The sequence below is a fragment of the uncultured Sulfitobacter sp. genome (genome assembly GCF_964021855.1).
GTDB lineage: Bacteria > Pseudomonadota > Alphaproteobacteria > Rhodobacterales > Rhodobacteraceae > Sulfitobacter.
This window is the reverse complement of the sequence record NZ_CAXHZD010000001.1, coordinates 1,146,155-1,166,162: the sequence shown is the minus strand read 5'-3', so window position 1 is coordinate 1,166,162 and position 20,008 is coordinate 1,146,155. Positions and strand designations below refer to the sequence as shown.

Annotated in this window: 21 protein-coding genes and 1 tRNA gene; 14 read left to right on the top strand and 8 right to left on the bottom strand. The window is 59.7% G+C overall.

Annotated features, from left to right (window positions below; translation table 11 throughout):
* Nucleotides 1–35: 35 nt before the first annotated feature.
* From AADJ11_RS05665 to AADJ11_RS05640, 6 genes are read left to right on the top strand one after another with little or no spacing between them, the layout of a single operon-like run.
* Nucleotides 36–1,241: a glycosyltransferase gene (locus AADJ11_RS05665; protein ID WP_341233553.1), complete on the top strand. Its 1,206-nt coding sequence runs from the start codon at nt 36–38 to the stop codon at nt 1,239–1,241.
* Nucleotides 1,238–2,479 carry a glycosyltransferase gene (locus AADJ11_RS05660; protein ID WP_341233552.1) on the top strand — a complete coding sequence of 414 codons (1,242 nt, stop codon included), beginning with the start codon at nt 1,238–1,240 and terminating at the stop codon, nt 2,477–2,479. The genes AADJ11_RS05665 and AADJ11_RS05660 overlap by 4 nt, the downstream gene beginning before the upstream one ends.
* A complete protein-coding gene (locus tag AADJ11_RS05655) occupies nt 2,479–3,555 on the top strand; it encodes a glycosyltransferase family 4 protein (protein ID WP_341233551.1) in 1,077 nt (358 codons plus the stop codon). Before AADJ11_RS05660 ends, AADJ11_RS05655 begins: the two co-directional genes overlap by 1 nt.
* Nucleotides 3,552–4,133, top strand: coding sequence for a histidine phosphatase family protein (locus AADJ11_RS05650; RefSeq protein WP_341233550.1), 582 nt, complete (start codon nt 3,552–3,554; stop codon nt 4,131–4,133). The genes AADJ11_RS05655 and AADJ11_RS05650 overlap by 4 nt, the downstream gene beginning before the upstream one ends.
* A complete protein-coding gene (locus AADJ11_RS05645) occupies nt 4,130–5,278 on the top strand; it encodes a glycosyltransferase (RefSeq protein WP_341233549.1) in 1,149 nt (382 codons plus the stop codon). The genes AADJ11_RS05650 and AADJ11_RS05645 overlap by 4 nt, the downstream gene beginning before the upstream one ends.
* Nucleotides 5,269–6,015, top strand: a complete 747-nt coding sequence (locus AADJ11_RS05640) for a polysaccharide deacetylase family protein (RefSeq protein ID WP_341233548.1) — start codon at nt 5,269–5,271, stop codon at nt 6,013–6,015. Before AADJ11_RS05645 ends, AADJ11_RS05640 begins: the two co-directional genes overlap by 10 nt.
* A gap of 6 nt (nt 6,016–6,021) precedes the next feature.
* Here the strand turns inward: AADJ11_RS05640 and AADJ11_RS05635 are convergent, their stop codons facing one another.
* Nucleotides 6,022–6,519: an alkylphosphonate utilization protein gene (locus AADJ11_RS05635; RefSeq protein WP_341233547.1), complete on the bottom strand. Its 498-nt coding sequence runs from the start codon at nt 6,517–6,519 to the stop codon at nt 6,022–6,024.
* Between the two features lie 69 nt (nt 6,520–6,588).
* Here AADJ11_RS05635 and AADJ11_RS05630 point away from each other — a divergent pair, with 69 nt between their 5' ends.
* A complete protein-coding gene (locus tag AADJ11_RS05630) occupies nt 6,589–7,074 on the top strand; it encodes a transposase (RefSeq protein ID WP_341233546.1) in 486 nt (161 codons plus the stop codon).
* 86 nt (nt 7,075–7,160) lie between these two features.
* Here the strand turns inward: AADJ11_RS05630 and lepA are convergent, their stop codons facing one another.
* Complete coding sequence (gene lepA, locus AADJ11_RS05625) at nt 7,161–8,960, bottom strand: translation elongation factor 4 (protein WP_341233545.1); 1,800 nt, start codon at nt 8,958–8,960, stop codon at nt 7,161–7,163.
* Between the two features lie 356 nt (nt 8,961–9,316).
* Here lepA and AADJ11_RS05620 point away from each other — a divergent pair, with 356 nt between their 5' ends.
* Entirely contained in the window at nt 9,317–10,414 is a 1,098-nt protein-coding gene (locus AADJ11_RS05620) for a porin (RefSeq protein ID WP_341233544.1), read from the top strand.
* Between the two features lie 158 nt (nt 10,415–10,572).
* Entirely contained in the window at nt 10,573–10,932 is a 360-nt protein-coding gene (locus AADJ11_RS05615; protein ID WP_341233543.1) for a hypothetical protein, read from the top strand.
* 17 nt (nt 10,933–10,949) lie between these two features.
* Here the strand turns inward: AADJ11_RS05615 and AADJ11_RS05610 are convergent, their stop codons facing one another.
* The 6 genes from AADJ11_RS05610 to AADJ11_RS05585 form a co-directional block, all read right to left on the bottom strand.
* On the bottom strand, nt 10,950–11,414 hold the full coding sequence (locus AADJ11_RS05610) for a low molecular weight phosphatase family protein (protein WP_341233542.1): 465 nt from the start codon (nt 11,412–11,414) through the stop codon (nt 10,950–10,952).
* Complete coding sequence (locus AADJ11_RS05605) at nt 11,415–11,894, bottom strand: UPF0262 family protein (RefSeq protein WP_341233541.1); 480 nt, start codon at nt 11,892–11,894, stop codon at nt 11,415–11,417. It lies immediately after the preceding gene.
* Nucleotides 11,895–11,968: 74 nt separating this feature from the next.
* Nucleotides 11,969–13,270: a histidinol dehydrogenase gene (hisD, locus tag AADJ11_RS05600; protein ID WP_341233540.1), complete on the bottom strand. Its 1,302-nt coding sequence runs from the start codon at nt 13,268–13,270 to the stop codon at nt 11,969–11,971.
* Between the two features lie 89 nt (nt 13,271–13,359).
* Complete coding sequence (locus AADJ11_RS05595; protein WP_341233539.1) at nt 13,360–13,830, bottom strand: DUF2948 family protein; 471 nt, start codon at nt 13,828–13,830, stop codon at nt 13,360–13,362.
* Nucleotides 13,830–15,098 carry a UDP-N-acetylglucosamine 1-carboxyvinyltransferase gene (murA, locus tag AADJ11_RS05590; RefSeq protein ID WP_341233538.1) on the bottom strand — a complete coding sequence of 423 codons (1,269 nt, stop codon included), beginning with the start codon at nt 15,096–15,098 and terminating at the stop codon, nt 13,830–13,832. Before murA ends, AADJ11_RS05595 begins: the two co-directional genes overlap by 1 nt.
* A gap of 3 nt (nt 15,099–15,101) precedes the next feature.
* A complete protein-coding gene (locus tag AADJ11_RS05585; RefSeq protein ID WP_341233537.1) occupies nt 15,102–15,272 on the bottom strand; it encodes a hypothetical protein in 171 nt (56 codons plus the stop codon).
* 84 nt (nt 15,273–15,356) lie between these two features.
* On the opposite strand from AADJ11_RS05585, the gene AADJ11_RS05580 reads away from it, so the two are divergent.
* From AADJ11_RS05580 to AADJ11_RS05560, 5 genes are all read left to right on the top strand, one after another.
* Nucleotides 15,357–15,431, top strand: a tRNA-Thr gene (locus AADJ11_RS05580).
* Between the two features lie 268 nt (nt 15,432–15,699).
* Nucleotides 15,700–16,713, top strand: coding sequence for an Ldh family oxidoreductase (locus tag AADJ11_RS05575; RefSeq protein WP_341233536.1), 1,014 nt, complete (start codon nt 15,700–15,702; stop codon nt 16,711–16,713).
* Nucleotides 16,710–17,690 (top strand): membrane dipeptidase, encoded by a 981-nt coding sequence (locus tag AADJ11_RS05570; protein WP_341233535.1) that lies wholly within the window; start codon nt 16,710–16,712, stop codon nt 17,688–17,690. Before AADJ11_RS05575 ends, AADJ11_RS05570 begins: the two co-directional genes overlap by 4 nt.
* The gene (locus AADJ11_RS05565) at nt 17,687–19,366 is read left to right on the top strand and encodes a hypothetical protein (protein ID WP_341233534.1); all 1,680 of its coding nucleotides are present in this window, start codon (nt 17,687–17,689) and stop codon (nt 19,364–19,366) included. The genes AADJ11_RS05570 and AADJ11_RS05565 overlap by 4 nt, the downstream gene beginning before the upstream one ends.
* Nucleotides 19,367–19,392: 26 nt before the next feature.
* Nucleotides 19,393–20,007, top strand: a complete 615-nt coding sequence (locus AADJ11_RS05560) for a DUF3726 domain-containing protein (protein ID WP_341233533.1) — start codon at nt 19,393–19,395, stop codon at nt 20,005–20,007.
* The last annotated feature ends 1 nt before the right edge of the window (nt 20,008 follow it).

Below are 20,008 nucleotides of genomic sequence, written 5' to 3'. Positions count from 1 at the left end.
GCCGCAAGGCTTCCAGACCAAGTTAGGATCGGCGCATGAGCCAATTGCCCACGAGACCAAGCCGCAAGGGCCAGCCTTCGCACCGCATCATGTTCTACAGCCATGATACGTTCGGTCTGGGCCATTTACGCAGGTCTCGGGCTTTGGCAACGGCGCTTACCCAAGGCGATGAAACCGCATCGGCCATTATTCTGACCGGATCGCCCGTCGCAGGGCGTTTTACCTTTCCCGAGCGCGTCGATCACATCCGCCTGCCCGGTGTGACCAAGCTGGCCGATGGCAGCTATGTGTCGCAAACCTTGGGGCTGGATATTGACGAAATCACATCATTGCGGTCCGGCCTGATCAAGACCGCCATCGAAAAATATGAACCCGATTTGCTCATCGTCGATAAAGAGCCATCAGGCTTTCGCGGTGAACTGCTGCCCAGCCTTGAATGGCTGCGCGACCATGGCACGACCAAAACCGTGCTGGGCCTGCGCGATGTCTTGGACGAACCCAAGGTGCTGGCCGCCGAATGGGAACGTAAAAACGCCATCGAGGCGACAGAAGAATTCTATGATGAAATCTGGGTCTATGGCGACCGCGATATCTATGACCCGACCAAGGGGCTGGCCCTGTCAGACGAAACCCGCAGCCGGATGCATTGGACAGGATACCTGCGCCGCGAAACCACGGACGAGGTTGACCTGCCAGAACACCCCTATGTTCTGATCACCCCCGGTGGCGGCGGCGATGGTGCCGCAATGGTATCGCTGGTGCTAGAGGCCTATGAAAAAGACCCTGATCTGTCGCCGAATGCCGTTTTGATCTATGGGCCGTTCCTGTCCGGCGACACCCGCGAGGCATTTGATGCACGAGTGGAAAAACTGAACGGTCGTGTCACGGCCGTAGGCTTTGACAGCCGGATCGAGGCGCTGTTCGTCGGTGCCGAAGGCGTCGTTTGCATGGGCGGCTACAACACCTTTTGCGAGGTGCTGTCCTTTGACAAACGTGCCGTGATCGTACCGCGCACCGTGCCCCGGCTTGAGCAGTGGATCAGGGCCAGCCGCGCCGAGGAATTGGGCCTTGTGCGGATGCTGGATGAAAACCGCGATGGCATGACCGCCGATGCCATGATCTCGGCCATTCGCAACTTGCCCCATCAAAACAAACCGTCCCAAGCGGGATCAGATGGCATTTTGGACGGGCTGAAAGTGGTCATTGAACGTGGCACCGCGCTGATGGATGCCGCTAAATGACCGGTGCCCCGCTTGCCATTGTGGTCAAAGGCTGGCCGCGCCTGTCAGAGACCTTTATCGCCCAAGAGCTCGTCGCACTTGAGGAAGCTGGCCTGCGATTCGACATCTGGTCGCTGCGCCACCCGACCGACACGAAAACCCACCCGCTGCATGACCGCCTAAATGCCCAGGTCCGGTATCTGCCCGAATATCTCCGCGATGATCCAGCCCGTGTCTCTGCCGCCCGCGAAGCTGCACAAGCTATGCCGGGCTATGCCCAAGCGCTTGACGCCTTTGAACGTGATCTGGCCCGCGACGACACCCCCAACCGGAAACGCCGTTTTGGCCAGGCCTGCGTCATGGCACATGAACTCCCCGCAGACACCCGCGGCATCTACGCTCATTTCCTGCACACGCCATCATCGGTCGCCCGCTATGCCGCAATCTTGCGCGGCCTCCCGTGGAGCTTTTCTGCCCATGCCAAGGACATCTGGACCTCGCCCGAATGGGAGCTGCGCGAAAAGCTGAACCCCGCAACACATGGCGCTGCATTCGGGGCCACATGCACCGCGTTTGGTGCGGAGCATCTGCGCGATCTGGCCGCCGATCCAAAGCGGATTGATTTGGTCTACCACGGCCTTGATCTGTCGCGGTTTCCCGATGCGCCAGCCCGCGCGGTGCGCGGCGTAACTGACACCTTTCAAATGATGTCGGTCGGGCGCATGGTCGAAAAGAAAGGGTTCGATAATTTGATCGACGCGCTGGCGCTTTTGCCCGAAACGCTTGATTGGCACTGGACCCATATCGGTGGCGGCACCTTGTCAGACGAAATGAAAGCCCGCGCCCAAACCCACGGCATCAATGACCGCATCACTTGGCGCGGTGCCTGCGACCAGCCCGAGGTGATTGCCGAAATGCGCAAGGCCGACCTATTCGTGCTGCCCTCGCGGATCGCCAAGGACGGCGATCGCGACGGTTTGCCAAATGTCTTGATGGAGGCCGCGAGCCAAAAGCTCCCGATCCTGAGCACGCCAGTGTCCGCAATCCCCGAATTCATCGACAGCGGCACCAGCGGCATTCTAAGCGACGATGCCCCCGCCGCACTGGCCCAAGCCATGCAAAGTTTCGCCGCCGATCCGGAACTGGGGCCGCGGCTGGCCGAGGCCGCGCATAAACGTCTGCACGCTGAATTCACCATGGCACCCGGCATTGCCGATCTTTACCAACGACTTGGGGCGATGCTGTCCCCCGAGACCTGATGCGTCTTGCGTTTTATGCGCCGCTAAAGGCCCCCGATCATCCCACCCCGTCAGGGGATCGCGCGATGGCCCGGGGGTTGATTGCCGCGTTGGAATATGGCGGGGCGACTGTCACTTTGGCCTCGCCCCTGCGATCCCGCGACGGGAGCGGCGATGCTGGGTTACAAACCCAGCTGTTGGATCAAGCACAGGGGGAAATCACCCGTCTGTGCGGCGTAGGGCGGGCAGAGGGATGGCAGGCTTGGATCACCTATCACAACTACTACAAAGCGCCTGACCTGATCGGCCCATCCGTCGCGCGGCATCTAGGCATTCCCTATCTGCTGATCGAAGCATCCCGCGCGCGCAAGCGCCTGACCGGCCCTTGGGCGCAATTTGCCCGCGCCGCCGAAGCCGCCAGCGACGCGGCAAATGTGATATTCTATTTCACCCACCGCGACGCCGAAACGCTTGAACGTGACCGCGCCGGAACCCAACAGCTAATCCACCTGCCCCCGTTTCTGATGCGTGACAGCGTCGATACGGCGACTGCGCCCGATGGCCCCATGCTGGCCGTTGGTATGCTGCGCGAGGGGGACAAGCTCGCCTCCTATCGGATCATCGCCGAGACATTGGCGCAGTTGCCCGACATCGACTGGTCGCTGCGCATTGCAGGGGATGGTGCCGCGCGCGCACGCGTCGAAGCGTTGATGCCCCCCTTTGGCCCCGCGGTGCAGTTCTTGGGTCAGTTGGATGCCGATGAACTGACTGACGTTTATCGCACGTCGTCGCTGTTGTTCTGGCCCGGCGTGAACGAAGCCTTTGGTCTGGCCTATCTTGAGGGGCAGGCAGCGGGTTTGCCTGTGGTGGCGCAAGACCGCCCCGGTGTGCGTGACGTGCTGGCCCCCGGCGACTATCCCGATCCCGAAGAAGGCACCCCACCCCTAGCCGCTCGTTTGCAGAAGCTGTTGTCTGACCCGGCGCTAAGACACCGTCTGGGACGTAAAGCCCAAGCCCACGTAGCCGCGCATCACCTGTTGCCCGCCGCCTCGGCAACGTTATTTTCCGGTCTCGCCAAATGCGGAGTAGTCCGATGATCCAGCTCGCCCTTTTGCGCCATGGCCATACAGATTGGAACCGCGCGGGCCGTATCCAAGGGCGCACCGATATTCCGCTGGATGATGATGCGCGCGCCCAGCTTGCCGGGCTGCGCCTACCCGCGCCATGGGACAGCGCCGATCTGGTATCCAGCCCGCTGGCCCGTGCTGTGCAAACCGCCAAACTGGTTGCTGGCAGGCCACCCGAGACCACCCGCGCCTTGATGGAGATGGACTGGGGCAAATGGGAAGGCCTGTGCGGCGTCGACCTAAAATCCGACCCAAATAGCGGATTTCGTGACATCGAATATTGGGGCTGGGATTACACGCCCCCCGGCGGCGAAAGCCCGGCTGATCTGCGCACCCGGCTGATCCCCTGGGCCCATGGCCTGACCCATGATACGGTTTCCGTGTGCCATATCGGCGTCATGCGGGTGTTGCTGGCCCATGCGATGGGATGGAATTTCAAGGGCGATCCTCCCTTTCAGATCAAACGGAACCGCCTATATCTAGTCCAGATCGACCCCGCCGGATGGCAGGCATCCCCCGACCAAATCCGACTGGAACACCGCGTATGAAAATCTGCATCGTCGTCACGCATCTGCTGGGCACCGGCCATCTGGCCCGCGCCCTGACACTGGCGCGCGCATATCGCGACGCAGGGCATGAAACCATCGTGATCTCGGGCGGGATGGGCGCGCCGCAACTGTCAAACGATGGCGTGGAAATGGTGCAGCTTCCGCCGCTTCGGTCGGATGGGGTGAATTTTGCCCGGCTGCTGGATGGTGATGGCAACGAGGCTGACACCGCCTTGCTTAACGCCCGCATCGAGATGCTGATCGACACGGTTCAATCACAGCAACCCGATGTTCTGATCACCGAGCTGTTCCCTTTTGGCAGACGTATCCTAAGGGCTGAATTCACGGCCCTCCTGCACGCCGCACAGGACCTGCCCCGTCGTCCGCTGATCTGCGCCTCGGTACGCGACATCCTTGCGCCGCCCTCCAAGCCCGCCAAGGTGACCCTTGCCGATGATCTGGTCGCGCAGTTCTATGACGCAGTGCTGGTCCATTCAGATTCAGAGGTCGCCCCCCTGTCGCTCAGCTGGCCCGTGTCGGACGCCTTGGCTGGCAAGCTGCGCTATACCGGATATGTGGCACCGCCCGCCGCCGCGCCGCATACGGATGGGCTGGGCACAGACGAAATCATCGTCAGCGCGGGCGGCGGTGATGTGGGGCAGCATGTGTTTGATACGGCCCTTGCCGCTGCGAAACAGGACCCTGAAAAACGACAATGGCGGTTGTTACTCGGCGGGCAAGACGCCGCAAAACGCAGCGGCGATCTGATGTGCGATGCGCCGGCAAATGTCATCATCGAACCCGCACGGCCTGAATTCCGGCAGATGCTGTATCACGCCGCCGCGTCGGTATCGTTGTGCGGGTACAACACCGCCTTGGACATCCTGCAAAGCGGTGCCCGTGCGGTGTTCATTCCCTTTGATGCAGGCAGCGAGGTTGAACAGGGGCTGCGCGCAGATGCCTTGGCGCAACTCGAAGGCATCACCGTTCTGCGTAACGCCAATCTTGATGCGGCAACGCTGTTGAACGCCGTAACGGCGGTGCTGAACGCCCCCAAGCGCGCCCCCCGCGACCACGGATTTGATGGGGCGGCACAGACCGTGCAGATTACGCAGGAAATGCACGAGGATCAGCGATGCGAGTAGACTGGGCACCCCTGACGGCTGAGCTGTCCATATGGCGGGCAGAGCAGCGCCCGCTGCCGATATGGTGGCGCGATGATGATGCCATTGAACCGACGCCAGCGTTGGAGCGGCTAACCGAAATGGCCGAAGCGCTGCATCTGCACGTCCACTTGGCCGTCATCCCGAAACACGCGCAAGCAACCTTGCCGCTGTTCTGCGCCGATCACGAAATGGTCGTCCCGCTTGTTCATGGCTGGCAGCACATCAGCCACGCGCCGGAAGGGCAGAAGAAAGCCGAATTCGGTCATCCGCGCGACACCGCTCTAAACGACGCTGAACGCGCGCTGGCCCGGATGAACGCGCTGTTTGGCAAAGGTTACCTGCCCGTCTTTGTGCCACCTTGGAACCGCATCGACGCGGCCCTGCTGCCCCAGCTTGCACCGCTGGGCTATACCGCCGTGTCGACCTATCTGCCGCGCAAATCCAAATGGGCAGCCCCCGGCCTTGCCCAGATCAACACCCATATCGATCCGATATTCTGGCGCGGCGGGCGTGGCCTTGTCCCGCCGGAGGAGCTGATCGCGCATATCGTGAACCTGCTGCAGGACCGCAGGCAAGGGATCACCGACGCGGCCGAACCCGCGGGGTTTCTGACCCATCATCTGGTGCATGACCAAGCGATCTGGGATTTCACGCAACGCTGCCTTGCAACGCTTTTGGACGGTGGTGCGACGCCCGCGAATTTGGCCGCCGCCTGACCGCGTTTAGCGCTTTTTCACGAACTCGGTCAGGATCACGATCCGCTGCCCTTCGACGCGCCCTTCGATATGGGCCGGATTATCCGCAACCAGCGATATCTTATGCACCGCCGTGCCGCGCTTGGCCGTAAATCCACCGCCTTTGACGGGCAAATCCTTGATCAACACAACGGTGTCCCCTTGGCTGAGGACCTGACCGTTGCTGTCGGTATGGATAACCTCGGCCGTGACATTATCCGCCCATGCTTGGGTTTCGTCATCAAGGTACAGCTGATCCAGCAAATCACGCGACCAATCGGTGTCGAGCCGCTTGAGCGTCCGCGCGGCATAGACCTGAAGCGCTGCATCCTCGGTCCACATGGTCGACGCGATGGGGCGGAAGTGATCGGCAGGCGTTTGCGGGTCAGCACACAGGGCGCAAATCTCGATGCTCGCGTCAGCGGGGCCGCCTGTTACAGGGACGGCGACGAGCGGGGCATCTACTGTGCAAAGGGGGCATGTCATGGGGGTGGTTTAGGCCGCGCACCCAGCACTGGCAATCTTTTGTTTACCGTGATCACACAATATCAAATCATGAGCAGATACCGACGCATCTACGTGCCAGGAGGCACCTATTTCTTCACCGTTAACTTGGCAGACCGTGGGTCAGACTTGCTGATACGTGAAGTTGAGCTTTTACGATCTGCATATGCGTCGGTCGTAGCGGAGCACCCGGTGACCTGCAACGCCATGGTCGTGCTGCCGGACCACATTCATGCAGTGTGGACATTGCCTGACGGAGACGCTGATTTCTCAGTTCGCTGGAAGAAAATCAAATCGACTTTCACCCGTCACTGTCCACACCCCGTATCTGTCAGTGCCAGCAAGGCGCGCAAAAATGAACGCGGCATTTGGCAACGGCGGTTTTGGGAGCATTGCATCCGCGACGAAGCGGATTTCGCCGCCCATGTCGAGTATTGCCATTGGAACCCCGTGAAACACGGGTTTGTCGAGCGGCCCGACGCGTGGCCATATTCAACGGTCCATCGGTCAATCAGGCGTGGCGAGTATGTAACGTAGGGTGGGTGAAACCCACGCGTGAACACATTTCAACCGTGCGCAACGCGTGGGTTGCACCCACCCTACGCATACCTGACGGTCGGCTATTACCCGTCCATCTTCAAGGCGCTAATAAACGCCTCCTGCGGGATATCCACCTTACCGAACTGGCGCATCTTCTTTTTACCGGCCTTCTGTTTGTCCAGCAGCTTCCGTTTCCGAGACGCATCCCCACCGTAACATTTCGCAGTCACATCCTTGCGCATCGCGCTCAACGTCTCGCGCGCAATCACCTTGCCGCCAATCGCCGCTTGGATCGGGATTTTGAACATGTGGCGCGGGATCAGGTCTTTTAGCTTTTCAACCATCGCACGGCCGCGCATTTCGGCGCGGTCGCGGTGGACCATTGTGGACAGCGCATCAACAGGTTCGTCGTTCACAAGGATCGACATTTTCACCAGATTGTCCTGACGGTAGCCGATCATCTGATAGTCAAAGGACGCATAGCCCTTTGTCACCGATTTCAGGCGGTCGTAAAAGTCGAACACCACTTCGTTCAGCGGCAGGTCATAGACCACCATCGCGCGGCTGCCCGCATAGGTCAGGTCCATCTGGATACCACGACGGTCTTGGCACAGTTTCAAAACGTCGCCCAGATAATCATCGGGCACAAGGATTGTCGCCTTGATCCGCGGTTCCTCAATGTGGTCCACGAAGGTCAGATCGACCATGTCCGCAGGGTTGTGCAACTGCGTAACGGTGCCGTCTTTCATGTGGATGTCATAGATCACCGACGGGGCCGTGGTGATCAGATCAATGTCATACTCGCGCTCGATCCGGTCGCGGATCACCTCGAGGTGCAGCAGGCCCAGGAACCCACAACGAAAGCCAAAGCCAAGTGCGGCTGATGTTTCCATTTCGAAGCTGAAAGACGCGTCATTCAGGGCCAGCTTTTCGATGCTGTCGCGCAGGTCTTCAAATTCGGCGGCGTCCACGGGGAACAGGCCACAAAAGACCACGGGCTGTGCAGGCTTAAAGCCCGGCAATGCCTTGTCGCAGCCCTTTTTCTCGTGCGTGATGGTATCGCCAACCCGTGTGTCGCGGACCTGTTTGATCGACGCGGTGAGAAAGCCGATGTCGCCCGGCCCCAGCACGTCAATTTCGGTCATCGCGGGGCGGAACACGCCGATGCGGTCAACGTGATGCACGGACCCGTTTTGCATCATGCGGATACGGTCGCCCTTTTTCAACTGGCCGTCCATAATGCGGACCAGAACGATCACGCCCAGATAGCTGTCGTACCAGCTGTCCACCAGCATCGCCTTAAGCGGCGCATCCAACGTGCCCTTGGGCGCAGGCAAACGGTGTACCACGGCTTCAAGGGTTTCGATGATCCCCTCGCCGGTTTTGGCCGATACGCGGATTGCCTCGGACGCATCAATGCCGATCACGTCTTCGATCTGTTCGGCGACGCGGTCGCAATCGGTGGCGGGCAGGTCGATCTTGTTCAGAACTGGCACGATCTCGTGATCCGCGTCCAGCGCGTGATACACGTTGGCCAATGTCTGCGCTTCAACGCCTTGGGTGCTGTCGACAACCAACAGCGATCCCTCAACCGCGCGCATGGACCGTGACACCTCATAGGCGAAATCCACGTGGCCGGGGGTGTCGATCAGGTTGAGAACGTAATTCTCGCCATTGAGCGCGGTGTAATCGATCCGCACGGTCTGCGCTTTGATCGTGATGCCGCGTTCGCGTTCGATGTCCATGCTGTCTAGCATTTGCTCTTTCATATCGCGCAAGGCGACTGTGTTCGTCTCTTGGATAAGACGATCAGCGAGCGTGGATTTACCATGGTCGATATGCGCGACGATGGAGAAATTGCGGATGTGTGAAAGAGCTGTCATGGATAGGGATATGGTGCGGTTTTAAGCGCTGGTCAATGGGTCGGATTACCTGTCGGCATTGATGATTGCACCATAGCACAAGGAGCATCGACCTTTTGCCGGGCTAGATCCTTGGTTGCCCCCGTCTGAATACAAGAGTTCGGAACGGGAAACTCCTATGCAAAATCTGCATATCGGCGGAAAATGCTTTGAAAATATGGCCGTCGTGCGTTCTCACTTTTGCTTGAGTAGAGCCTTCCTGCAACACTCGGATTTAGCTCGCCTACCTTACGGTTTTAAGCGCTACTGAGCCTTCATAGGTTTGAGGTCTCTAATGGCCTGCGACGGCGTGGGCCGGGTGAAAAAGGAACTCAGAGATGAAGATCAAACAACAGCTTGCACCTGTAGCGGCCGCTGCCCTTGGCCTAGCGTTTGTACCCGCATTGGCACAGGCCCAGTCTGCCGGGCCAGTTTGGGACTTTTACGGACAATTGAACTTGGGCGTCGTCAGCGTTGATGACGGTGTCGACAGTAATTCCGCCTTCACTGACAATGACAACTCCAACAGCCGCATCGGCCTGTCCATGACGCAGGCCATGCAAAACGGATCCGAGCTTAAGCTGACCTTTGAGACCGGCTTGGGTCTGACCGGATCGTCCAGCCTGAACGGGTCGGACAACGACTTTGACGCAGAATACCACCGGACCGAGCTGCGCAAATTCGACCTGACATACAAGACACCGACCATGGGGACGTTCTCCTTGGGTCAGGGCAGCACGTCGACTGACGGCTCCGCCGAGGCTGATTTCTCGGGCACCGGTGTTGCCGCCTATGTCGGCATCAGCGACATCGCAGGCGGCCAATCCTTGCGCTTTGCGGATGGTACACTTTCGACGGTGAATATCGGTGGCACAAACAGCTCTTTCGATGGCGGCCGTCGCCTGCGTGTTCGTTATGACACGCCCGTCTATAGCGGTTTCTCGGCGTCGGTTTCGGCTGGTCAAGAAGTCCTGAAATCTGGTGACGACAACGATTACTATGATGTTGGCACACGCTATGCGACTGACTACGGCGATTACAAAATCGACACGCGTCTGGGCTACTCCTTCCGCGACAGCACCAACGATCTGGCCATGGGTTCTGCCGCTGTTCTGCACGCCCCAACTGGTTTGAACCTTGCCGTTTCGGCAGGTCGTCAAGTCGCCGGTGACGCAGATTACGCCTATATCAAAGCGGGTCTGACACGCGATTACTGGGCCATCGGTTCGACATCGCTGTCGATCGATTACTACGACGGCAACGACTTTACCGTCGCAGGGTCCAACACCTCGTCTATGGGTGTTGCGGTTGTTCAGCGTCTTGACCAGTACAACACCGAAGTTTACGCAACCTACCGCACCTATGAATTCGACAGTGCGTCGGCGTCTTACCAAGACATGGACGTGACATTCGTCGGTGCCCGCTGGAAGTTCTAAACGACTGCCATACCAACGCCTTTGCCCGATAACTTTGGGCAAAGGCACGTCAATTTGCATTATCGTGAATTGCCCAACCGCAGATTATGCGGCATAGTTGCCCGGGCAGAAGGTGCAGCAAACGGGATCAACCCGGCGCGCCGAAGACGAGGCAATAAATGTTACGAATTTTTACGATGATTTGCGCGCTGTCAGCATTGGCCGCTTGTGGCAACGGGCGCGGCTATAACCCCAGTGGCGGATACCGCAGCGCGCCCGTTCTGTTCGCAACAGGACCGATCCATTCGGCGTGCATGGCGGCAGGGCGCAAGCAGGCAAGCCGGTCACGTTGTGGCTGCATCCAAGCCGTCGCAGATCGTTCGCTTTCCGCGTCAGAGCAACGGCGCGGTGTTGAGGTGTTCAAAGACCCCCACACCCTGCAAGAAGCCCGCCAATCCGACCGTTCCAGTGACAACGCGTTCTGGAGCACATGGAAAGCCTATGCCAACACCGCGCAAACCTTGTGCAGCGCGGCCTGATACCTAGACGGCAGTGATCAAATTTGCGGGCGTGTTGGTTCGCCGAAACGCTCGATCAGCCGGTCTTTGATCTGATCGCGGGCAGCGCGGTATTGCACCATCTTGGCGTCGCGGGTTTCACCCAGCCCCGTGGGGTCAAGGATGGGCCAGTATTCGACGGTCAGGTGATAAAACCTTGTCAGTTCCAGCGCGCGGCGCTGGCTGGCCGGGCTTAGGGCGATGATCAGATCGAACGAGCTGAGGTCGTCGCCCCAATTTTCCATCTCGTCAAAACTGCGCGACCGGTGGCGCGACAGTTCAACATCCAGCTCTTGGCAGACCGCGATGGAAAATCCGTCAATCTCAAGATCATTCATGACGCCAACGGACTGGACATAGGTGCCCGTGCCGTAAAACTTTTTCATCAACCCTTCGGCCATGGGGGACCGCACTGCGTTGTGATCGCAGCAAAACAGCACCGATTGGGGCAGGTTTTCGTCCATTTATCCGCCGTAATGCAAGACGCAGATCAGGGTGAAAAGACGCCGCGCCGTGTCTGTGTCAATCTCGGCCTTGCCTTCAAGACGCTCTTGCAGCACCCGCGACCCTTCATTGTGGATACCGCGGCGGGCCATATCAATCGTCTCGATCTGCGCAGGGGCCGATTTTTTAACGGCCTCAAAGTAGGATTCGCAAATCTGGAAGTAATCTTTGACGACCTGACGGAACGGCCCCAACGACAAATGGAATTCCGCTGCCTTTTCATCGCTTTCTGTGTTCACATCAAACACCAGACGTTTGTCGCGGATCGACAGCCCCAGATGATACGGGCCCTGTGGTACGGGCCGGTCATCGCGGGCTGGCAGCGTGAACACGTTGTCTTCGAGCAGGTCAAATAACGCGACTTTGCGTTCCTGTTCGATTTCAGGCGTGGGCGCCGGCAGGTTTGCATCGTCAAGCACGATATGCGTGATCCGAGACATGGGCTTCTCAATTCATCCTTAGAGTCGCACGACCATAGGCCGCGCAATCGGGTTGTTCAATCTTGGTCGCCGCGTCACTCGTTCAGCTTGCCCAATCGGGCTGTGACCGACAATCCATGTGCCTCAAGGCTCTCGGACCGGGCAAGCCGCGCGGCTGAGGGCCCGATTGCACGCAACGCTTGGGGAGACATGCGGGCAAGGGTCGTGCGCTTCATGAAATCAAGCACCGACAGGCCCGAGGAAAACCGCGCGGAGCGTGCCGTGGGCAGCACGTGGTTCGGACCACCGATATAGTCACCGATGGCTTCCGGCGTCCATTGGCCAAGGAAGATGGCCCCTGCGTGGGTAATCTGCGCGCTAAGGGCGTCAACATCTGCGACGCACAGCTCAAGATGCTCAGGCGCGATCCGGTTGCTAAGGGCTGCAGCGACCGCAACATCGGGGACGGTGATGATTGCGCCGTTATCGCGCCAGCTTGCCCCAGCGATCTTGCGCCGCTCCAGCGTCTCAAGGCGTTTTTCGACAGCGGCGGCAACTGCCTGACCAAAGACCGCGTCCGTCGTGATAAGAATGGATTGCGCGCTTTCGTCATGTTCCGCCTGCGACAGCAGATCAAGCGCGATCCAGTCGGGGTCATTATCCGCGTCCGAAATCACAAGAATTTCGGACGGGCCTGCGATCATATCGATGCCGACCTTGCCGAACACGCGGCGCTTGGCGGCGGCGACAAATGCGTTGCCCGGACCGGTGATTTTATCAACCGGCGGGATCGTATCGGTGCCGTAGGCCAAGGCGGCAACAGCCTGCGCGCCGCCGATGCGGTAGATTTCATCGACACCAGCGATACGGGCGGCCAGCAACACCAGCGGATTAAGCACGCCATCAGGTGTCGGCACGACCATGGCCAGACGTTCCACCCCAGCGACTTTGGCCGGAATCGCATTCATCAACACGGACGACGGATAGCTGGCAAGCCCGCCCGGCACATAAAGACCAGCAGCGGAAACAGCCGTCCAGCGCCAGCCCAATGTCGCGCCGACATCATCTGTCCATTCCGCATCTTCAGGCAATTGGCGGGCGTGGTAATCACGGATGCGGGTGGCGGCCAGTTCCAACGCGGCGCGGTCCTCGGCCGAGACTTCGGCCACGGCGGCGTCGACTTCGGCAGCGGTGATGCGCAAGGTTTCAGGTGTCAGTGCGATACGGTCGAATTTCTGGGTCAACGCGATCACGGCGGCATCACCGGTTTCGCGCACCTGCGCGATGATGTCGGCAACGGTGTCGTCGACATCCGTGCTTTCTTCGCGCTTGGCGGACAGCAGGGCAGTAAACGCCGCTTCGAAATCGGGCTGTGAATAATCTAGAAACTGGGGCATTTAAGATCCCTTTCAGCCATGTGCCCGATTATGGGCGGGGCGATGCAAGGTGATGTTGAATTTGGATATTTAAGAGCCAGAGAAGCGGATCAGACCGGATGTTCCGGCAACTTACGTGAGGGCGCAACATAGGGCTTGGTCACGTCTTTTAGGGTGACCTCAAGCGCTTCGACGCTGAGGCGGATCGCGCCATCACCGGCAAGGGTCAAAAGCACATCGCCTGACGGCGCATCGGTTTCATTGAATTCGATATCGAGCAGCGACAGGATCATATCGCTGTCGCCTTTGGTGACACCTTGGGTCGAGACGCGCTGAACATTGTTGAACATCAAGACCGATTGAACACGTTCAGGTGCATGGCGTGTTTTGCCTTCGTCTTCCCAACGGACACGGTTCAAAAGCAGCGCAAACCGTGCGCCTTTTTGATGCCAGCGCATCTCGGAAGCGGGAAAAACCGCGTCTTGGGTCAAGGACGAGATCACCTTGAGGTCATCGGCGTCCAAAGCACCAAGGTTCAACGGGGCCTCGCGGCCGTCTTCGAAACGTGCGTCCTGGGTCATTATTCTTTGATCCGTTCAATGTTTGCGCCCACGCCGCGCAGTTTGGCCACCACATGCTCGTATCCGCGATCCAAGTGATAGACGCGGCTGACTTTGGTTTCGCCCTCCGCCGCCATCGCCGCAAGGATCAGCGAGACAGAGGCGCGCAGATCCGTCGCCATGACGGGCGCACCTTTCAGTTTCTTCACGCCGTTCACAGTCGCCGTGCCGCCGTGCACCTCGATATCGGCCCCCATGCGGATCAATTCGGGCGCGTGCATAAAGCGGTTCTCGAAAATCTTTTCTTCCAGAACCGAGGTGCCTTCGGCTGTACAGAGAAGCGCCATCATCTGCGCCTGCAGATCGGTTGGAAAGCCGGGGAAAGGCTCGGTCGTCACATCCACCGCTTGGATCATACCATTGCGTCGGGCGACTTTGAGGCCCTTGTCGGTTTCTGTCACGTCGATACCTGCGGCATCAAGTTTTTCGCAGAACGCCTGCAGGAGGTTGATGCGACCGCCCAGCAATTCGACCTCGCCGCCACAAATGGCGGGGGCCAGCATATAGGTGCCCAGTTCGATCCGGTCGGTCACGACGCGGTGTGTGGCGGCGTGCAAGCGATCAACGCCCTGAATTTCAATGCGGCTGGTGCCGTCACCTTCGATTTGTGCGCCCATGGCACGCAGGCAATCTGCAAGATCGACGATCTCGGGTTCGCGGGCGGCGTTGTTGATAACCGTGGTGCCCTTGGCCAATGTCGCGGCCATCATGATGTTTTCCGTCGCCCCCACCGAGGCAAACGGGAAATCGATCACGGCACCTTTGAGTTTACCACCTTCGGCCTTGGCATGCAGATAGCCGTCACGCAGATCGATCTGCGCGCCCATAAGCACCAAGCTGTCGGTGTGGATGTCCATTGGCCGCGCGCCAATGGCGCAGCCACCCGGCAACGACACCTCTGCATGGCCTTCGCGTGCCAGTAGCGGACCAAGCACAAGGTTGGACGCGCGCATCTTACGCACGATGTCATATTCAGCGCGGGTGTTGATTTCGCCGTGGCACGACATCGCCAGCACGCGGCCATCCTGCATCGACGTCACTTCGGCCCCAAGCGAGCGCAACAATTCGGTCATGGTGCGAATGTCGGACAGGCGGGGCGCATTGGTCAGCGTCAGGGGTTCTTCTGACAAAAGGCAGGCGGGCATCAGGGTGAGGCAAGCGTTTTTGGCCCCTGCGATTGGAATTTGTCCCGACAGCGCACCGCCGCCTTTGACCACAATCGAATCCATCGTTCAGCCTTCCGTGTCTTGGCCTGATTGGCCGTTGTCTGTCTTGGTCTCTGCCTTGCGCGCGCGGGCTTGCGCCTTGCGCCGGCCCATATTTGCCTTCAGCGCCGCCTTGAGCCGATCTTCGCGGATGGCTTTGGCGGTCTTGGGCTTTTGAGGGGCGGTACCTTGTGACATGTCGATTGTCTAGCGCAGCGGGCAGTCAGGGTCCAGATAGCCCTTGCACCATATTGCGAATGCGTCTAATCAGCCGCCATTCGTGCTGGAGTAGCTCAGTGGTAGAGCGCGTCATTGGTAATGACGAGGTCGGGAGTTCAATCCTCCCCTTCAGCACCATTTCCCCAACATCGGCTATGTATCCTCTTATACCTTTGAGTTTATGGGTATCTCAGGTGATTTAGGGCCGTATTAGCCATCGTTAGGTGGGCCGCATTTCATTAGTGTGGCAAAGCGAATCTGCGCGAGGGCGCGGATTTCAGGGATGTATTAACCTGCGGTCGGCGGTGAATTTTGTGCCCCGTGCGGGCGGCACGCGCAGGCCCCGCACATAATTTTATTGATCCATACCGATATGCCGTCATTATCCTCCCAACGAGGAGAGACCATGCCCCATAAACTGACGCTCGACGCCGTAGAAGATTTGGCCCGTGACACGCTGATCGCAGCGGGGGCAACGGATGCCGCTGCTGGTTCGGTCGCGCGGTCCACCCGCCTTGCCGAGCGTGACGGCATACGCAGCCACGGGTTGCTATATCTACCGATCTACGCGGAGCATCTGCGCTGCGGCAAGGTATCAACAACTGCCGTCCCCAGCGTAACCACACCGCGCCCCGGTGCCGTTCGGGTGGATGCGGATCACGGGTTTGCCCATGCTGCGATTGATGCGGGCTGGGACAGTTTTACGAACGCGGCGACCACAAACGGCATCGCGGCGATGAGCATTCATAATTCCTATAATTGCGGCGTCCTTGGCCACCATGCGGAACGCCTTGCCCAAGACGGGTTGGTCGGGCTTTGCTTCACCCATGCGCCCGCGTCGATCGCACCACCCGGCGGCAGCAAACCCGTTGTGGGGACCAATCCGTTTTCCATCGCAGTGCCCGATGGCGCTGGCGGTGCAATGTTGGTGATTGACCAATCGGCCAGCGCCATCGCCAAATCCGAGATCCTGCTGCGCAGCCGCGAGGGCAAAGCGATTGAACCCGGTTGGGCGCTGGATGCAGATGGCAACGAGACACTGGATGCCGACGCCGCGTTGGCGGGGTCTATGGTACCCTCGGGCGGATACAAGGGGTTCGGCGTCGGTCTGTTGGTCGAGATTCTGGCCGCCGCCCTGTCGGGGGCAAACCTAAGCACCGAGGCCAGCCCGTTTTCCGGTACCAAGGGCGGGCCGCCCGGCACTGGCCAGTTCTTTATCGCAATTGATCCGGCAGGTTATGGCGGCGACGGGTTTCACGACGCAATGCTGCGCCTTGCCACGTCGATCACGGATCAGGACGGTGCCCGTCTGCCCGGCCAACGCCGCGCCGATAACCGAACGCGGATTGAGGCCGACGGGGTCACCGTAGATGACGCGCTGCTTGCGCGGATCAAAGCCGCAGGAACCCCCGCCACATGAGCCCGGTGATCGACGGGCTGCAATATGCGAACTGGTCGGAAAAGATATTCCGCGAGATGCGCGCGGGCGGTGTTGATGCCGTGCATGCCACAATCACCTATCACGAAAACTTCCGCGAAACGGTGCTGAACATCGAGGCGTGGAACCGGCATTTTGAACGCCACCCCGACCTGATTTTTCAGGGGTTCACCGCCGACGACATCATTTTGGCGCGTGAAACGGGACGCACCGCGATATTCTTTGGGTCGCAAAACCCGTCCTGCATCGAAGACGACATTGGCCTTGTCGAGGTGCTGCACCGTCTGGGCCTGCGCTTTATGCAGTTGACGTATAACAACCAATCCCTGCTGGCGACGGGCTGTTACGAGGATGACGATACCGGCCTGACCCGCATGGGCCGCGAGGTCGTTGCGGAAATGAACCGCGTCGGGCTGGTCGTCGACATGAGCCATTCTGGCGAACGATCAACGCTCGAGGCGATTGACCATTCCACCCGCCCCATCGCCATCACCCATGCCAACCCTGCCCAGTGGCACGCGGCGTTGCGCAACAAGTCCGACACCGTCTTGCGGGCCTTGGCGAGGACAGGGGGGATGTTGGGTTTTTCGATCTACCCCCATCACCTGAAAAATGGTGGTGCCTGCACCCTGGTCGAATTTTGCGAGATGATCGCGCGCGCCGCAGATCGCTATGGCGTCGAGAATTTGGGGATCGGGTCGGATCTATGTCAGGATCAACCCGACAGCATCGTTGAATGGATGCGCACGGGGCGCTGGACCAAACGTATCGACTATGGCGAGGGCAGCGCGGATGCGCCGGGGTTTCCGCCCATGCCGGACTGGTTCAGTGGCAATGCGGATATGGCCAACCTGACCGCTGGCCTGCGCAATATCGGTTTTTCCAAGGATGACACCGCCGCGCTGATGGGCGGCAACTGGGCAAGGTTTTTCCGCGATAGTTTTGGCAAGGCCGTATGACCCGCGCGCCGCTGTCCCCTGCCCGGACGGCGGCGCTGTTCCGCCGCGATCCGGCGCAGGTCATGCAATTGGCGCGCCTTGGTCTTGCCCATCCGACGCGGCTGTCGTTTCTGCGTATCCTGCTGCGCCGGATGCAGCGCGAAAACTGGCGCTTTGATCGGCCTGTGTTTGATATCGACGCGAATGGTGTGGGCCGCGCCGTTTACCGTGCCTTGGGGCCGGAACGCACCTATAGTCTGGTGGCCTTTGCCCATGATCTGCCTGCCGGCATGCGGTCGGACCGGGTGATTGCAACGGCATGGGACGCGACCTTTGCCTTGCATGACGGAACGCCCGATGCGACAGATCTAGACCGGCTGACGGCAAATGTGCCGCTGCAAGAAGCCGGGCGCGTGACGCAAAAAGAGCTGACCCTAAGCCGGGCAAACCGGTCGGTGCGGCTGTTCGAGCATGTGATCCAATGCCTGTCCGAAGGCCGCCAACCCAATGCCGATGATTTGGCGGCAACTGGGTATCTAATGCGCACCACGGCCGTTTACGGATCAGGAAAATTCGGCGCAGCAACCCATCACAGCCTGAGGACCCGAGCCGAAACTGCCGCACCGTTCCAAGCAGAAATGCTGACCGTCTGGCTGATCCGTGCCTTTACCGTTGATCTGGTCAATCACATGGCGCGCCATCGCGGCGGCGCGGCGGCTGTTGCGCTTGCCGATAACCTGCGGCGTACCCTTGGGGTCGGGAATTCAACGGGTCTGGGCATGGCACCGTTTCTGGTGCGCCACCCGATATTGTTGAACAACTGGATGATGGCGCGCGAAGAGGCCCTTGCCCGTGTAAGGGCCCGACAGGCGGCGGTATCCGACACGGTTGAGCGCTTTGTTCAGACGCTTAAGGCCGCCCAAGAGAACGCAGCCGTCTGGACCAGCGCGCACCCGCTTCAACAAGACCGCCTGACGGCGCTGCGCACGGGGCTTGACCAGATCGCAGCGTACGTCGAGGCTGGCTGGGATCGACGGGCAGAGCACCCGTGGGACACACTGTGGCTGTGGGGCCAGACGCATCTTGAAACAGAGCCGCAAGAGGCGCTGCTCTCGCTCATGCTGGAACCGCACGGCGATCTGATCGACGGGCTGGAGGGGGAGCTCAGCGCGGATGAAACAGAAGCAGCTACAATTAACGGAAGCCAGCAGATTGGCGCGTTCAAAACGTTGTTGGCAAAAAACTACGATTGGGCGCTTGGGGTCGATTATGCTGATCGCAAGGCCTCTAGCCGGTTTTGGTATGTGTCCGAGGACAAGCTTGAACCGCGCTTGGGTGAGCGGTTCGATGAACCGGACAGCGACCGTGAGCTGCCCCTAGACATCGGGCGGCAAGCGGCGGCACTGCATAAAACGCTAGACGGCTTCCCAGATACGGCCCCTATCGCCGGGCTTCTGTTGGCACATCCGGAACACCGGTCAATGGTGCGCCGGGTGCAGTTAACAGCCACGCGGCCCTTTGCCGAAATTCGCGATAACCTGATTGACGCAAACATGCTGCCGATCGATATGCTGCGCTGCAAACTGGCCTGTTTTGGCGCGTCGCGCTTTGACCCCAGATCGGACCGTTGGGTGCGTATCAGCCTGTTTCAAAACGCCCCCTACCCCGATGATCTGCATGCGGAACCTGACCTTTGATCAAGGCGGATCAAACGCAGCTGACGATGCCCGAGATCAGCGCCTTGTGCCTGCGCGCAGCACGCGGTGCGGGGTTAAGCTGGGGCATGGCCGAAGACTGCGCCCATGCCGCGACATGGCTGGCTGCGCGTGATTTCGATTGGGCAGACACCGTTCTGTATCAACTCGAAACACCCAGTGGACGACAGGTTACCGCCGGCGTGGGCCGATGGGATGCCGATGCCCCCGTTTGCGCGTTGCACGTCGGCGTGGCGCTGTCGGATTTTGCAACACTGCCAGAGGGGCCGGGGTCGGACGGCGTTTGTTTGGGCCAGGTGAGCGGACCGTTGATGCTGGTGCCATTCGCGGCGAGAGTCTCTAAGCTGCTTGGCTCCGCGTTGGAGATCACATTGGACGGTTCACCGTGGTTGCGGGTGTCTGGCGATACTGTCCAAATCCACGTCGCCAAAAAATCGACGATATGGGTGGCTGAGGTGTCCGTATTCCCCGCGCTTCCCGATCACCAACCACCTATTCAAACAGCATCACAATGCGCGGTCATCTCACGCGACCAACTGCTCCGGCTAGACGAATTGGCGTTGAAAATGACGGTGCCGTCCTCGGCGGTATCGGCCAAAGGGGCCGGGGCTGACGATGATTAGC

Excerpts from the sequence above, each read along its gene's own strand:
- AADJ11_RS05585 (WP_341233537.1), bottom strand. The coding sequence starts at position 15,272 with ATGTCACAAGGTACCGCCCCTCAAAAGCCCAAGACCGCCAAAGCCATC.
- AADJ11_RS05570 (WP_341233535.1), top strand. The coding sequence starts at position 16,710 with ATGAGCCCGGTGATCGACGGGCTGCAATATGCGAACTGGTCGGAAAAG.
- AADJ11_RS05620 (WP_341233544.1), top strand. The coding sequence starts at position 9,317 with ATGAAGATCAAACAACAGCTTGCACCTGTAGCGGCCGCTGCCCTTGGC.
- AADJ11_RS05630 (WP_341233546.1), top strand. The coding sequence starts at position 6,589 with ATGAGCAGATACCGACGCATCTACGTGCCAGGAGGCACCTATTTCTTC.
- AADJ11_RS05655 (WP_341233551.1), top strand. The coding sequence starts at position 2,479 with ATGCGTCTTGCGTTTTATGCGCCGCTAAAGGCCCCCGATCATCCCACC.
- murA (WP_341233538.1), bottom strand. The coding sequence starts at position 15,098 with ATGGATTCGATTGTGGTCAAAGGCGGCGGTGCGCTGTCGGGACAAATT.
- AADJ11_RS05595 (WP_341233539.1), bottom strand. The coding sequence starts at position 13,830 with ATGACCCAGGACGCACGTTTCGAAGACGGCCGCGAGGCCCCGTTGAAC.
- AADJ11_RS05615 (WP_341233543.1), top strand. The coding sequence starts at position 10,573 with ATGTTACGAATTTTTACGATGATTTGCGCGCTGTCAGCATTGGCCGCT.
- AADJ11_RS05610 (WP_341233542.1), bottom strand. The coding sequence starts at position 11,414 with ATGGACGAAAACCTGCCCCAATCGGTGCTGTTTTGCTGCGATCACAAC.
- AADJ11_RS05565 (WP_341233534.1), top strand. The coding sequence starts at position 17,687 with ATGACCCGCGCGCCGCTGTCCCCTGCCCGGACGGCGGCGCTGTTCCGC.
- AADJ11_RS05575 (WP_341233536.1), top strand. The coding sequence starts at position 15,700 with ATGCCCCATAAACTGACGCTCGACGCCGTAGAAGATTTGGCCCGTGAC.
- AADJ11_RS05605 (WP_341233541.1), bottom strand. The coding sequence starts at position 11,894 with ATGTCTCGGATCACGCATATCGTGCTTGACGATGCAAACCTGCCGGCG.
- AADJ11_RS05665 (WP_341233553.1), top strand. The coding sequence starts at position 36 with ATGAGCCAATTGCCCACGAGACCAAGCCGCAAGGGCCAGCCTTCGCAC.
- AADJ11_RS05560 (WP_341233533.1), top strand. The coding sequence starts at position 19,393 with ATGCCCGAGATCAGCGCCTTGTGCCTGCGCGCAGCACGCGGTGCGGGG.
- hisD (WP_341233540.1), bottom strand. The coding sequence starts at position 13,270 with ATGCCCCAGTTTCTAGATTATTCACAGCCCGATTTCGAAGCGGCGTTT.
- AADJ11_RS05645 (WP_341233549.1), top strand. The coding sequence starts at position 4,130 with ATGAAAATCTGCATCGTCGTCACGCATCTGCTGGGCACCGGCCATCTG.
- AADJ11_RS05635 (WP_341233547.1), bottom strand. The coding sequence starts at position 6,519 with ATGACATGCCCCCTTTGCACAGTAGATGCCCCGCTCGTCGCCGTCCCT.
- AADJ11_RS05660 (WP_341233552.1), top strand. The coding sequence starts at position 1,238 with ATGACCGGTGCCCCGCTTGCCATTGTGGTCAAAGGCTGGCCGCGCCTG.
- AADJ11_RS05650 (WP_341233550.1), top strand. The coding sequence starts at position 3,552 with ATGATCCAGCTCGCCCTTTTGCGCCATGGCCATACAGATTGGAACCGC.
- AADJ11_RS05640 (WP_341233548.1), top strand. The coding sequence starts at position 5,269 with ATGCGAGTAGACTGGGCACCCCTGACGGCTGAGCTGTCCATATGGCGG.
- lepA (WP_341233545.1), bottom strand. The coding sequence starts at position 8,960 with ATGACAGCTCTTTCACACATCCGCAATTTCTCCATCGTCGCGCATATC.